A 13,566-nucleotide genomic window follows, 5' to 3' on the forward strand; every position below is an offset into this window, starting at 1 on the left:
ACTTTTTTGAAACAAATATTATTTGGTTTTGCTTCCTTTGTAAGAGCTTTTTAAAGCAGACGATCCATGAAAACTACCACCAACGATGAATCTCTGAAAAATTGGGGAATGCTTATCCTTTTGGCATTGGTATGGGGAAGTTCTTTTATCCTCATCAAAAGGGGCTTGGAAGTTTTCTCTCCAGGGGAAGTCGGCGCTTATAGAATTGTAGCGGCAGCGACATTTCTGCTTCCCTTATCTCTTCCAAGAATAAAAAACCTCAACAAGCACCAGATCACCTATTTAATCATAGTAGGATTGGTAGGAAGTTTTATACCCGCTTTTCTTTTTGCCAAAGCACAAACCCAGCTCAGTAGTTCCTTGACGGGAGTTCTTAATGCTCTTACTCCATTATTTGTAGTAATAATAGGGGCTATTTTCTTTGGTTCCAGGATCACAAGGAGGAATGGAATAGGTTTGGCCATTGCTTTTATCGGTGTTTTTATTCTAGTCACCGTCAAAGAAGGGGAAGGATTTAACGCATTCTCAGGAATCAACGCTTATGCATTATTCGTGATTCTTGCCTGTATTTGTTATGGCTTCAATTTGAACATCATCAAGTTTAAATTCGAACTACTAAAGCCAATTGAAATCACTGCTATATCACTTTTGATGGTCCTTCCATTGGCCCTGGTATTTCTATTTACGAGTACTGATTTCTCGTATAAAGTGGTGAACGTTCCGGGTGCATTAAAAGCATTAGGCTACCTGACACTCTTGGGAGTTTTAGGAACGGCCTTAGCACTCATCATATTCAATGTCATGGTAAAGAGAGTCACTCCAGTCTTTGCCAGCTCGGTAACTTACCTCATCCCAATTGTCGCCATCATGTGGGGAGTATTAGATGGTGAAGTTTTATTACTAGGCCATTATATAGGAATCGTGGCAGTGATTTTGGGAGTTTGGTATGGGAATAGGAAATAAAACTATTGTTTTTCGCTTCTATATTTTTTCAATTCCCTTTTAGACATTTCTGAAGTGATGAGTTCTTTTGGATGGACTACTGTCAGATTCTCCGGTTGATTGATTTCTATGGTACCATCTGATGTAGCAAACTTTACTGGAAAAGGTTCATACTTTAGTTTTTCCACCTCATCCTTTGCAGGCTTTAAATTTACCATTCTAACATGAGCACCTGAATTATAATTCTCTCCAGCTGAAGTAGCGATTACCTGCCCAGGAAGAACCGGATCCCCTACTTTTACTTGTTGACTTCCAGTTTTTAAAACCATGATTTTTGTGAAGCTACCATCCTCATGATAGATCTCAATAAAATTCTCTTCCCGTTGAAAGTCTAGATTCTCTTTTTGTCCCGCCACTCCCATATTCATGGAGGCTATGACGCCCTTTCGAGGAGCTACAATTTCTGTAGGTCCTTCCAACTTAAATGAAAGCCCTACATAATCATTATTTTTCTCCTTGGGTTGAAGTCTATTTTCTATATGTGTCATCGGCTGAGCCAAGATCTTTTCACCTTCACTTACAGGAAAAAAATAGGTCGGTTCTACCTTATTCTTTCCATACATATTCCCTTTAACATAGCTGATGGAATAACGATAATTGGTAGAAGCATTCTCCTGAATTCGTTTTAAGGTTGTAGCTCTATTCTTTCCAGGCATCGCCACAACGACCACGACATTTCCGCTAGTAGTACTCAGGTTTTCCAAACTGGAAAAATTTAAAAGAACTGTATAAGGAATTTCAGCTGTATTGACTGTTGACAAATCAACAGATCCATCCGCTTGTCTATCAGCCTCAATTGTGATTTGAGCAAATGATTTACTACAAAATAAAAAGGTAAGTAGGGCTACTTGAATTCCTCTCATACTTCAAAAGAGATTTTAGTTTTTCTACTAAAATCTCTTTTGAAAAAGAAAAACCAAATTTATTCTCCATTCATTCTCTTCCTCCAGGCGAAAGCCAACATAGGAAGTTGCTGGTAACTTTTCACGCCGGCTTTTACTCCTTGGGATTTCAAAAATATATCATTTGACTTTCGACTCAATTCATAAGAGATTGGCTGAATGGCCTCACTGGCTTCCCTGATAGAAAGTATGTCTTTTTTCACACCAAGGTCAAGACCTTGAATAAACACTTTGTAATCATCAGGGTCCATTCGATAATAATCGCGGATTTGATACATCAGCAACCTCAACTGAGCTGAATATTTCAACAAAGGATCATTACTGTTTCCACATATTACCCAAGCAATAAAGTTCGCTTCCCCTTCATTGGTCACTCCATAGCTATGTGCCATTTCATGGGCTACTGTAAAAGGCTGCTCCAATGGATGCAAGGTTGGATCTATATAGCTCTCACCCGTGAAGGGGAAATAAATACCTAAAATCCCCATTCTTCTCATGAAACCCGGCGGGGGAAATAATTTGGTTCTAGGCCTACCGGTAAAGTTCAACCCCAACATATCCAAATTCTCTCCCATATTAACCCGAACGACCTTTTCCAACTCGGGATAAGGTAAAATTTCAGTAATGGCAACCGTATCAGTGGTAATCAATCTTCTATATTGCTCCACCAACCGTTGGGTAATCATTACTTCCTCCTTCAGCTTCTCCAAATCCAAAGATTCGGTTTTCAAACCTAATTGCTGGAAGATAGGCGTACGCTGATAATTGTAACCCCACAGCACTAAAAAGAAAAATATTAGGGCCCCCAAACCATTGGCTAATGCCCTCAATGAATACAAAAGCTTTCTTTTCCATCCATATCTTTCTCTGAGACGATGGATAAAGATCCCTAAAACAATCAGTACTGCGATGATAAAAAATAAACGCTGGGAAACGGCAAATATCCCAGCGTCTGATCTATCACATTCCGAATTACCGGAAAGAATTTTCTTGAATAAATTTCATCTGTAGCTTCTGGATTGAGAGATGCTACATATCGAATTCCTAATGCATTTACACCAAGAATTACCCAAGTCCAATCTCTTTTCCCCATCAGTACGGATTTGCTTAAATGCCTTCTGCTTCTACTTCCTTCACTTCTGGAAGCATTCTGGTCAAAAGGTTTTGTATTCCAGCCTTTAAGGTAACTGTGCTAGAAGGACATCCTGAGCAAGAGCCTTGAAGCAAAACTTTGACTACTCCGTCATGGAATGAATGAAATACAATGGCTCCACCATCCTGCTCTACAGCCGGTCTGATATATTCATCCAGAATACCTTTAATTTTCTTCACAACTTCTGAATCGTTCTCATCAAACAAAGGATCCTTGTCAAAACTTGCTTTTACCACAGGCTGTCCTGATTCTAAATACGCCTTGATATGATCTCTGAATATATTCTGAACTTCAGACCATTCCACATCCTCAGATTTGGTGACAGTCACGAAATTAGATGCAACAAAAACTCTCCGAACAGCTGCAAAATTAAACAGTTCTTTAGCCAAAGGACTATTTTCTGCACTTTCAGCATCTGGGTAATCAAAACTTACTCCATCTTCTGCCAACATGAAATTTGCGACAAACTTCAAGGAGTTTGGATTTGGATTAGCCTCCATGTATAAATGGACAGGTCTCGCTTGTGCTTTTAGCATGGTATTCTCTTTTTGTTTAGAAAACCGAAATCATAGGATTTAGTTCCGGCAGCTGCAAATTTCAACAAGAAATCTCTTATTTCATAGGATGGCCTGTAGCGGCATACCAAATGCCTCCATAAAGATGTTTCAAGAAATCAGGATCTTCCCAAGCAGACTCCACGTGTCCCAAAGCAGTGTAAAATACTCTACCTCCATCAAACTCATGGTACCATGCCATTGGGTGGTTGTCTCCATTTCCCTTCGCCACTTTATACGTACTTTCATCAGCTTTTACCAAGACTTTTATATCAGGATTGATTTCTCTGAATTCATATAATTCATCTGTCCAAAGCCAGTATTTAGGCAAATGCCAAGTTGCTGGGTGATTCTGATCCACCACTTCCAATCTTAGGGTTTGTTGAGCTGGGTGAGAAAGGAAATAAGCACCGATCATCTTATTATACCATGGCCACTCGTATTCAGTGTCCGTCGCTGAGTGAATTCCAACTACTCCTTTTCCACTTTGAACAAATTTCTGGAAAGCCGCTTTTTGTTCTGCGTTAAAAATGGTACCTGTAGTAGTGGTAAGGATCACCACATCGTATTTCGCCAAGTTTTCATCCGTAAATACACTGGCATCTTCTGTAGTGTATACACTGAATACATGGGTTTTCCCCATTTTCTTCAAGGCAACTACCGCATCGGAAATAGATTGATGACGGAATCCAGCGGTCTTACTGAATACCAAAGCTCTGAATTGTTGAGCAGGCGCTACTAAAGCAATACTGAAAATCAGCCCTAGTGTGAGCAAAGATTTTTTTAGGTTCATTGGTTTTAAGATTTGATTATTAGGTATTTGATAAGTTTTTATTTAATGATTTGAAATTTCTCTCCAGCTTCTTTTCTGGAAAATGCATTGAAATGCCACCATTCGGAACCTATTCCCATAAATCCGGAGTTGGTCATCACTTTTCGGAGGATTTCTCTATTTGCAATTTGAGCAGAAGAGATTACGCCTTCTTCCAACATCTGGCTTTCACGATCAGGATAGGCAGCATATCCAAAGAAATCATAGCCAGTTCCCATATCCAATGGTTCTGATTTAGAAGTATCGTAAATGGTCAGATCGACCGCTACCCCATAATTATGCAAGCTTCCCACTTTTGGGTCGGCTACATACAATGGTTTGATGCTATCTGGTTTATCCAAGTTGTCCCAAAGAATTTGCTGTACACTTAGAGGCCGTGCTCCATCATAGATTAATAAGGTATAATCCGGATATTCTGACTGTAGCTGCTGCTGAGCCTTTTTCAAACTTTCCGCTACCTCTGGCTGTAAATATGCATTTATCAATTCTCCGTAAACGTCTTCTCCAAAAAAATATCTTCGGTAGAATATTTTAATTCCACTCTGATCCCAGGTACAACTTCCTCTACATTGACTAAATTTTGCTCAATCATTTGCTTTTCCAACACTGGAATTTCAGAGGATTGAACTGTAGTCTTATGATCACTTAACTGTTCCGCTATTTCCTTTTGTAGTTCTCCTTCAATGGACCTTAACTCCTTTTGGTTACAGCCTAAAAGGATTACCACACATACCAATAAAATGAAATTGGATCTCAATGAAATCATAGTTCTTTATTCACAATGGTGGCAGAAGCTTGAGCTGTAGGCAAAACCACTACATCAGCGATTACCACGTGAGGGGGTCTAGTTACGGCAAATTCCACAATGTCTGCAATATCCTGAGCGAGCAATGGTTCAAATCCCTGATAAACAAACTCAGATCTCTTCTCATCCCCTTTAAATCTTACCAACGAAAACTCAGTTTCCACCAAACCCGGGTGAATAGCTATTACTTTTAGTCCAAAAGGGTTTAGATCAATACGCATTCCTTTGGTAATGGCATCTACTGCATGTTTGCTCCCGCAATAAACATTTCCATTGGGGTACACTTCTTTTCCCGCAATAGAGCCTATATTAATAATTATTCCGGATTTTCGCTTGGTCATCCCTGGAATGATTGCCTTGGAAACATACAACAATCCTTTCACATTGATGTCCATCATGGCATCCCAATCGTCCAAACTACCATTTTGAATTGGATCTAGCCCATGGGCATTTCCTGCATTATTGATCAACACATCGATAGCCTTCCACTCCTCAGGCAATGCTCCCAAGATATCCAACACCTTCTCCCTTTCCCGTACATCAAACACTAAAGGAAGGTAATTAATGGTATCTGGAAGTTCATGTTCTAATTCCTGCAGTCTTTCTGACCTTCTACCAGTAGCAATGATATTGTATCCTAATTTGGCCAATGTCAGGGCACAGGCTTTTCCGATACCTGAAGTTGCACCTGTAACCAAAGCAATTTTATTTTTCATCCTGAAAGATAAAAAATATGATTGTGCTAAAAAATGAAAGCATTAAGTACGCAAGACTTAATAGCCATTAAAAAAAATAAACCATTCATCTAATTATTCGAACTTATTAATTCACCTAAATACATATTGCACCTATGTTTTACTTTTAAATAAATCAATATGTTTAAAAATCATTTTAAATAACTAGTTGCAAGTTTTGCTCTTGCACTTACTTTTATTGGAGGGATTACAAGTTTAAATGCACAAACAAGAGACCATTTGTGCATGTGGGACGAATCGCTTAATGCATGTTTGATGTCTGCACCAGATGATTATTGTGCCTTCGTTGGGGATAATTGTATTACAACAGTTCCTACCGTGGAGTAATAATTTATTTTATGAGGCTGACTCAATAGTCGATAATTTGTCAGGCTGAGTGAATTCGAAGACTTAATTGAGCAAATTAAACCACATTTCGACTTCGCTCAATGTGATAAAAAAATTATGAGACAGCCTCATTTTAGAATTAATCTATCATTTATGAAAAACTTTTTTTAGTATTTCTTTTTGCAATAGCAGTCTTTTTTTCCTGTTCAAAAAAAGAATTGAATCATCTAACAATATATTGGATTACAAAGCAGATACCACAAATATTTCCATAGACTTAAAGACTGACCCATCAACTCGCGCAATGCAATACATAAATGGAAATCTTTATTGGTGGAATTCTAACAGGGGTACTATAAGTGTTTTTAATATCTCATCAAAAAATCAAACTTCAACTATAAAACTTCATGAGGATGGACCAAATGGAATTGGCTCTCCGCTAGGATTTTTTGTGATAAATTCTGACAGCATTTACATACCCACAATGGCCTACGAAATTAATTTAGTGAACTCTAAAGGTCAAAGGGTTGCTAAATATGATTATAACAATTTATCAAAACTTGGAGTGGTAATACCTTCTATGACAAGGTACTCAAATATGGCTCAGGCAGACAACTCTGGAAAAATATACTTCAAAATGAGGGATTTAAACATTATTTCACCATCTGACTTAAATGAAAAAGCCCTTCTTGAATATCCTCCAATTCTTTCATTTGATATAAATAATCAAACTTTTAGATATCTAGACTTCAAAGTACCTCCCTCTTTTTTAAAGTTTGAAAACTCAATCGATTTTGGGATAGCAGCTTCACAAAATTCAATACTTCTACTTCATAACCAAAGTAGTACATTATTAGAAGTTAATTTCAATGGAGTAGATTACGAACAGCATCAACTTCAAAGCACACTTATAAAAAACTTTTCTAATATTTATTACAAATCGCCTAGAATGTCAAGTTCAATAGATAATAATATGCGCCTTCTTTATAAAAGTGCTCAAAATCTTGGAATGGCCTATGACACTAAAAATAAAATGATTTATCGATTTGGCTGGCCAGGAGAAGAAATTCCTGATGGGATAGACCCTATGGAGTACAGTGCTAATCTTCCCTATTTTATACTATCCATTTATGATGACGAGGATTATTCACTTTTGCAGGAATTCACCTTACCTAGGAACACTTATCTCGCACATCATTACTTTGTGGATGAAAAAGGCCTGAATCTATTTCCCATGCATCCAGACAACCCTGAATTCAACGAAGATGAAATGGTCATCCATACCTTTGATTTTTCCAGCTTAAAAAAGTAAAAATTGCTTTGTATCAAGAATGAAATAGTCCAATCTTCAACCCTCCCAATTTTAAACTCTCGGCTTACTGAAAATTCAAATAAAGGGTAATGGACTTTCTTTTGATAGAAGAAATGGCATCAGCAAGTTCGGGGATGGTATTCTCCCTTCTAAAGGCATTATTCAAGCCATGTGAAAAGCGGATCTCCGGCGCGAATTTGAAGTACTTAAAATAAATCTCGAACCCCATTCCCATCTCCAAAGAGACATCCTGTCCAGTGGTCACCAGATCTTCAATATCCGCTTCGTCTTGGGCCTTGGTACGGAAATTATAGCTGGCTCCTCCCAAGAAGTACATTCGAGTATTGTTAAATCGCTGCGATCGATATTTAAAAAGTAAAGGAAGCTCTACCATGGTGGCTTCTGAGGTTAGCATTTGAGTACTTGTAGTATTGTTCAATGTATTGCCCTCATCTGCAGGAAAATCATCTAAAGAAGAGTCCGCTGTCCCAAAATAACTAACTTCTGTCTTATACTCATAGAAGCCTACTTTTGGAGTAAAGAGCAATTGAACCTGATCATGAAACCGTAACATTCCGATAAATCCCAAAGAAAATCCTGGGGAATATTTAGGAAAGACCGCTCTGACTCCTGCCGAACTCGTTGTGGCAGGATTCATAAAGGCATCCGAATATTTTATTTGATAGGCATTGGTATGTGCGGCCAGAAAAACCCATAGGACAAGGTCTTATTATCCGAACCAGACCCTGAGGTAAGTCCAAACATCCCTTGCCCAAAGGAGGACAGGGTCATGACCATCATCAAAAATACTGTCAGGCTTATTTCACGCCCACATAAATGGAGCTGATGCCGAATGTAAGTGGTTTGCATAGAGTACAGGTAAATCCGACCTTATTTAATACAGCCAGAAAATCTTCTCCGTCAGGAAAGGCCTGAACGGATTCAGGAAGATAAGTATAAGCAGAATTGTCTTTGGATACAATTTTGCCAACCTGAGGAAGAACAAAGTTGGAGTAAAATCCATAAGCCTGTTTCATTGGAAAACTCCTAGGCTTACTGAATTCCAAAATTACTGCTTTTCCTCCAGGTTTTAAGACCCGATACATATCTGCCAGTCCCTTCTCCAGATTTTCAAAGTTTCTAACTCCAAAAGAAACGATGACAGCATCAAACTTATTATCTTCAAAGAGTAAACCTTCGGAATCCCCAAGCTGCAGCTCGATTTTATCATCCAGACCTCTCTTGGTCATTTTCTTCCTTCCTTCGGCAAGCATTCCTTCAGAGATATCTACTCCGATTACCTTGTCAGGATTAAGCGCTAATGCTTCAATGGCAAAATCACCAGTTCCGGTAGCAATATCCAAAATCAGTTTTGGCTGATCTTTCTTAAGATAGCTGATGGCTTTTTTCTCCAAATAATATCAATCCCCATGCTGAGCACGTGATTGAGCAGGTCATACTTGCCTGAAATATTGTTAAACATCTCAGCAACCTGAGCTTTTTTAGGGTCTTGCTTATCTTTATAAGGTACTACAGACATCACGAATCGTTCTTTGAAGGCGCAATAATACTCAAGAAACCCGAGGATTGGAAAATTGTTGCCATTTATGAGAAAGACATTCCTAAACTATTATTAGTATTTTTGCCACAAATCCACGTTTATGATCCAAAAAGCACAATTTGTAGTCAGTAACACAAACCCCGGAAATTGTCCAAAACCTGATCGGGCGGAAGTAGCATTTATCGGTAGATCAAATGTAGGAAAAAGCTCCCTGATCAACATGCTGACAGGGAAAAATGACTTGGCCAAAACTTCCCAAAAACCAGGAAAAACACAATTGATCAATCATTTTATGATCAATGACCGTTGGTATTTGGTGGATTTGCCTGGATATGGTTTTGCCAAAGTCAATGTAAAAGTGAAGCAGGGCTGGGAAAATATGATCAGTACTTACTTGACCAAAAGAGAAAATTTGTGTGGAGTATTTGTATTGGTGGATAGCCGTTTGGAACCTCAAAAAATTGATTTGGAATTTTTACTTTGGTGTGGAACGGAAGGAGTTCCTGCTGCTTTGGTTTTTACAAAAGCGGATAAGCAATCTAAAACCAAGACCGATCAAAATATCCGGAAGTTTCTGAAAAAAATGGAAGAGATCTTCGAGGAAGCACCAGATTACTTTATTACTTCTGCTGAAAATGGGCAGGGGAAAGAACAATTGACCACATTTATAGAAGAACTGGTACAAGAATATGAATCTGGGGAAATCATTTAATTGATAATCCTATATTTGCAGCCTGAAAAAAACAAACCAATGAATTTTAAAGACATCGCAACAGTAGCCGGAAAGCCGGGTTTATTCAAAGTTTTGAAACCATCTAGATCGGGAGTGATCTTGGAAAGTTTGGATGAGAAGAAAGCTAAACTAGTAGCAGGAATGTCTCAGCGCGTTTCTATCCTGAGCGATATTTCTATTTATACCATGACGGAGGAAGGTGCTGAGCCATTGGAATCCATCATGAAAAAAATCGAGGCTGAATTTCAAGGAGATTTGGGATTGGATGCTAATCCTGATGACTCTGAATTAAGAGCTTTCATGAAACATGTACTTCCAGAAGTAGATGAATCCAGAGTCTATACCTCTGACATCAAAAAATTGATCTCATGGTATAAGATCATCAGAACTCAGGTTCCTGAAACCTTAGAGGAAAGCAAAGAAGAAAACAAAGAAGAATAATTTACAGCCCTGCCATGCGGGGCTTTTTAATATTTTATGGCCAACTCACTTATTCAAGAAACTTTTCAGCTTCTGGAAAAAGATTTTCAGTTGCCCGAGGCCAAAACTGCTTTTGACGAGGAAAAAGCGATTGATTTTCTTTCCAAAGTCATCCGCCAAATGCTGGACAGGGAGTTTGAACGCCTCCTCCAAATTTGCTATCGAGTCGATTTGGGAGAAGAAAAGCTGAAAAGAATCCTTCATGAATCCAAACCGGACCAAGTCGCACCTGATCTCGCCCGTGCACTGTGGGAACGACAAAAAATGAAGGTAGAGATGCGGAGGAGGTATTCTTGATGTAAGATTTATGATGTAAGATTTCAGATTTGTGAAATTAGAGCTTTGTCAGGCTGAGCGAAGTCGAAGCTATTAAATTACTTATCATTTTTTTGTCAGGCTGAGCACTGGATCGACGAAAGTCGAGTAAATCGAAGCTTTTTAATTCTAAATCCATTTTACTATTTGTCAGGCTGAGCGAAGTCGAAGCCTATATACCATAACCTGAATTTTCTTTTTGTCACCCTGATAACTTGAGAGACGAGAGTCTCGAAATCGAAGCCCAATAACCTTATCCCGAAATCACTTTTGTCTCCCTGAGCAGAGTCGAAGGGTCCTCGACTCCGTTCGGACAGACACAAAACAAGATTCAATTCCGAATGTCTGGCTGAGCGGAATCGAAGCCCCTTTAAGTATATATGAGTTTTTGTTAGGCTGTGCGGACTCGAAGCCATTTCCTTACTTCACTTTTCTTTTCTTCTATTCAAATGGCTAGACTCATTATTACATTTCGATAACTCTTTTAATTGCTCCCAATCCCCTCTAATTAGAGCCTCTTTTTTAGCTCTACTCCATTTTTTGATTTGTTTTTCAAAAGCAATTGCTTCTTTTATTTCTTGGAAATCTTGCTGAAAAACTAAATTAACAGGTCTTCGATAATAGGTGTAGCTAAATGAATCAATTCCATCTTGATGCTCTGCAAATCTTCTATCTATATTATTAGTAACTCCCGTATAATAAGATGAATCAGAACATTCTAAAATGTAAACAAAATATCTTTCCAATAGAATTTTAACCCATTTAATAAAGACCTAATTAACTGTAAATTAATCATTTAATTTACATAAATATTTAAAACAAATTGGTTATAATCCTCGACTCCGCTCGGACTGACAAAGTTCACTGATTTTAGATATAAAATATCAGAATTATTAAGATTTAATATTTGTCAAGCTGAGCACTGGAGCGACGAATGTCGCGTATATCGAAGCCCTTTAATTCTATTTCAAATTTTGTCAGGCTGAGCACATGGCTACCGATAGTCTGATAGGCGATACTCAAAAATAAAAATGATTAAGAAGACCTCGACTCCGCTCGGTCTGACAAGTTAAATCTTATTTAAAATTCCATTTTTAAGATTTGAGACTTTAACTTTCTGACTTAAAATCTATTTCTTTTTTCACCATAATCCCCCAACAAATGGCTCATCCGATTTGGATCATGACATCTGCCTTCGATCAACTCAACCTAGAACAAACCATAGAAAAAGCGACTGAAATAGGTGTGCAAGGTTTAGACTTATGTGTTTTTAGAAAAGACGGTACTCGAGATGATTTTGTGGCTACGCATTTGGACTATGAAAATTTTGGTCCAGAAGAAGCAAAATATCTAATTGAGCAGTTCAACGGAGCTAAACTCCGACTTTCTATTGGAGCTTTTGAAAATTTGATAGGAGGTGATCCGGCTCAGCGAATCAAGAATCAAAATCACTTACTTCGCTTGATCCGCATGGCTTATTTGTTAGGTGGAGATGAAAACGATGTAAAAGTAGGAACCTTTGTAGGCTACAACCACGAGTTAGGAAATCAAGAAGGTGGATTTGAGAAAAATTTATTAGAATACCAACGAATTTTTGGCCCTATCATTCGCTATGCCAATAGTTTGGGAGTTACCGTCCTTTATGAAAATTGCCCGATGGAAGGTTGGAGAAGTTCAGGACACTTCGGAACCTTCAACAATCTTACAGGAGTTTTGGCAGCTCGGAAAATCATGTATGAATTGGTTCCAGAACTCAATCATGGAGAAATCTACGATCCATCCCATGACATCTGGCAACATACCGATCCAATTTCTGTTATCCGACAAACAGATATGAATCGCCTTCAAAGAATTCATGTCAAATCCACTCGAAACAACCCAGATCCATTCTGGGGAAATATGTATCCTATGCAGAAAGTAAAAGCAGAATGGGCAGAGAAGTTGGGAATCCCTTCCAGTACTAACCCTTGGGATAGACATCATTATGAAGCTACACTTCCAGGTTTTGGATTGGGAGACTCCATGGATTGGAGGGCTTTTATCAATGTATTGAAAGACAGAGGTTTTTCTGGCCCCTTTGAAATCGAAAATGAGGCGGTGCTATCGAAGCAAACCGGAAACATGGGGGCTATTGTTCAAGGCTGTAAAGCGGCTGTTCAGAATCTCGCGCCTTTGCTATATGAATTAGGTGATGACGGCTGGCAATATCCGAAATCAGAGTACAAAACACTTTTAGAGGTGAATAGAAAAGACATTCCTCTGATGACAATGGAAAAATTATAGACTCTAAAGTGAGAAGTTTAAAATTTCAGCCTTCTCACTTCTTACTTCCTTACTTTTATCGCTGGCTTTCTTCATAGCCTGCATCAGCAGGTAAATTATACCCTTCCGATGCAGCAACTGCCAGTTGATCGCATCGCTCATTTTCAGGATTACCAGCGTGGCCTTTTACCCAAATAAACTTGGGCTTGTATTTCAGGTGAAGGGGAATATACCTTAGCCAAAGGTCTGGATTCTTTTATCCTTAAACCCTTTCTTTTGCCAGCCCCAAAGCCACCCTTTTTCGATGGCATCTACTACATATTTGCTATCGGAATAAATCCGTACAGGAATCCCGGTCACTTTCAAGGCCTGTAAAGCCCGGATTACTGCCAGTAATTCCATGCGGTTGTTGGTGGTCAATCAGAACCCCTCAGAAAGTTCCTTACGAAGAATTTCTCCTTTATTGTTGAAAAGTAAAACGGCGCCATAGCCTCCTGGCCCTGGATTGCCTTTGGCAGCGCCATCCGTGTAAATGGTAATCATGGTACAAAGAAAAGGAAAATGATCAAGAGA

16 protein-coding genes and 2 pseudogenes are annotated in these 13,566 nt (G+C 38.6%); 6 read left to right on the top strand and 12 right to left on the bottom strand.

Features of this window, described 5'->3' with window-relative positions; translation table 11 throughout:
• Window positions 1-66: 66 nt before the first annotated feature.
• A complete protein-coding gene (locus V8V91_RS12295) occupies window positions 67-963 on the top strand; it encodes a DMT family transporter (RefSeq protein WP_373400325.1) in 897 nt (298 codons plus the stop codon).
• 2 nt (window positions 964-965) lie between these two features.
• Here the strand turns inward: V8V91_RS12295 and V8V91_RS12300 are convergent, their stop codons facing one another.
• The 8 genes from V8V91_RS12300 to V8V91_RS12335 form a co-directional block, all read right to left on the bottom strand.
• On the bottom strand, window positions 966-1,865 hold the full coding sequence (locus V8V91_RS12300) for a M23 family metallopeptidase (RefSeq protein ID WP_373400326.1): 900 nt from the start codon (window positions 1,863-1,865) through the stop codon (window positions 966-968).
• Between the two features lie 59 nt (window positions 1,866-1,924).
• Window positions 1,925-2,890, bottom strand: coding sequence for a DUF3810 domain-containing protein (locus V8V91_RS12305; RefSeq protein WP_373400676.1), 966 nt, complete (start codon window positions 2,888-2,890; stop codon window positions 1,925-1,927).
• Window positions 2,803-2,997 carry a hypothetical protein gene (locus V8V91_RS12310; RefSeq protein WP_373400327.1) on the bottom strand — a complete coding sequence of 65 codons (195 nt, stop codon included), beginning with the start codon at window positions 2,995-2,997 and terminating at the stop codon, window positions 2,803-2,805. Before V8V91_RS12310 ends, V8V91_RS12305 begins: the two co-directional genes overlap by 88 nt.
• Before the next feature lie 14 nt (window positions 2,998-3,011).
• Complete coding sequence (locus V8V91_RS12315) at window positions 3,012-3,593, bottom strand: NifU family protein (RefSeq protein WP_373400328.1); 582 nt, start codon at window positions 3,591-3,593, stop codon at window positions 3,012-3,014.
• Between the two features lie 76 nt (window positions 3,594-3,669).
• On the bottom strand, window positions 3,670-4,404 hold the full coding sequence (locus V8V91_RS12320) for a ThuA domain-containing protein (RefSeq protein ID WP_373400329.1): 735 nt from the start codon (window positions 4,402-4,404) through the stop codon (window positions 3,670-3,672).
• Between the two features lie 38 nt (window positions 4,405-4,442).
• The gene (locus V8V91_RS12325; protein WP_373400330.1) at window positions 4,443-4,928 is read right to left on the bottom strand and encodes a M15 family metallopeptidase; all 486 of its coding nucleotides are present in this window, start codon (window positions 4,926-4,928) and stop codon (window positions 4,443-4,445) included.
• Window positions 4,925-5,209, bottom strand: coding sequence for a hypothetical protein (locus V8V91_RS12330; RefSeq protein ID WP_373400331.1), 285 nt, complete (start codon window positions 5,207-5,209; stop codon window positions 4,925-4,927). Before V8V91_RS12330 ends, V8V91_RS12325 begins: the two co-directional genes overlap by 4 nt.
• Entirely contained in the window at window positions 5,206-5,964 is a 759-nt protein-coding gene (locus tag V8V91_RS12335; protein WP_373400332.1) for an SDR family NAD(P)-dependent oxidoreductase, read from the bottom strand. The genes V8V91_RS12330 and V8V91_RS12335 overlap by 4 nt, the downstream gene beginning before the upstream one ends.
• Window positions 5,965-6,568: 604 nt before the next feature.
• Here V8V91_RS12335 and V8V91_RS12340 point away from each other — a divergent pair.
• Window positions 6,569-7,642, top strand: a complete 1,074-nt coding sequence (locus V8V91_RS12340) for a DUF4221 family protein (protein ID WP_373400333.1) — start codon at window positions 6,569-6,571, stop codon at window positions 7,640-7,642.
• Between the two features lie 64 nt (window positions 7,643-7,706).
• On the opposite strand, the gene V8V91_RS12345 is transcribed toward V8V91_RS12340, so the two are convergent.
• Together V8V91_RS12345 and ubiE are read right to left on the bottom strand one after the other, a co-directional pair.
• On the bottom strand, window positions 7,707-8,300 hold the full coding sequence (locus V8V91_RS12345; protein WP_373400334.1) for a porin family protein: 594 nt from the start codon (window positions 8,298-8,300) through the stop codon (window positions 7,707-7,709).
• A gap of 160 nt (window positions 8,301-8,460) precedes the next feature.
• Window positions 8,461-9,182, bottom strand: a pseudogene (gene ubiE / locus V8V91_RS12350) (bifunctional demethylmenaquinone methyltransferase/2-methoxy-6-polyprenyl-1,4-benzoquinol methylase UbiE).
• A gap of 121 nt (window positions 9,183-9,303) precedes the next feature.
• On the opposite strand from ubiE, the gene yihA reads away from it, so the two are divergent.
• The 3 genes from yihA to V8V91_RS12365 are packed head-to-tail and all read left to right on the top strand — an operon-like array spanning window position 9,304 to window position 10,713.
• Window positions 9,304-9,915, top strand: a complete 612-nt coding sequence (yihA, locus tag V8V91_RS12355) for a ribosome biogenesis GTP-binding protein YihA/YsxC (protein WP_074225386.1) — start codon at window positions 9,304-9,306, stop codon at window positions 9,913-9,915.
• Window positions 9,916-9,954: 39 nt separating this feature from the next.
• Complete coding sequence (locus V8V91_RS12360) at window positions 9,955-10,377, top strand: DUF5606 domain-containing protein (protein ID WP_373400335.1); 423 nt, start codon at window positions 9,955-9,957, stop codon at window positions 10,375-10,377.
• 36 nt (window positions 10,378-10,413) lie between these two features.
• Window positions 10,414-10,713: a hypothetical protein gene (locus tag V8V91_RS12365; protein ID WP_074225387.1), complete on the top strand. Its 300-nt coding sequence runs from the start codon at window positions 10,414-10,416 to the stop codon at window positions 10,711-10,713.
• Between the two features lie 443 nt (window positions 10,714-11,156).
• On the opposite strand, the gene V8V91_RS12370 is transcribed toward V8V91_RS12365, so the two are convergent.
• Window positions 11,157-11,477 carry a GIY-YIG nuclease family protein gene (locus tag V8V91_RS12370; RefSeq protein ID WP_373400336.1) on the bottom strand — a complete coding sequence of 107 codons (321 nt, stop codon included), beginning with the start codon at window positions 11,475-11,477 and terminating at the stop codon, window positions 11,157-11,159.
• 415 nt (window positions 11,478-11,892) lie between these two features.
• On the opposite strand from V8V91_RS12370, the gene V8V91_RS12375 reads away from it, so the two are divergent.
• Entirely contained in the window at window positions 11,893-13,014 is a 1,122-nt protein-coding gene (locus V8V91_RS12375; protein ID WP_373400337.1) for a sugar phosphate isomerase/epimerase family protein, read from the top strand.
• Between the two features lie 55 nt (window positions 13,015-13,069).
• Here the strand turns inward: V8V91_RS12375 and V8V91_RS12380 are convergent.
• Window positions 13,070-13,536 (bottom strand): annotated as a pseudogene (locus V8V91_RS12380) (ribonuclease H).
• Window positions 13,537-13,566: the final 30 nt, after the last annotated feature.

Origin of the sequence: Algoriphagus halophilus (assembly GCF_041729275.1) — a bacterium.
GTDB lineage: Bacteria > Bacteroidota > Bacteroidia > Cytophagales > Cyclobacteriaceae > Algoriphagus > Algoriphagus halophilus_A.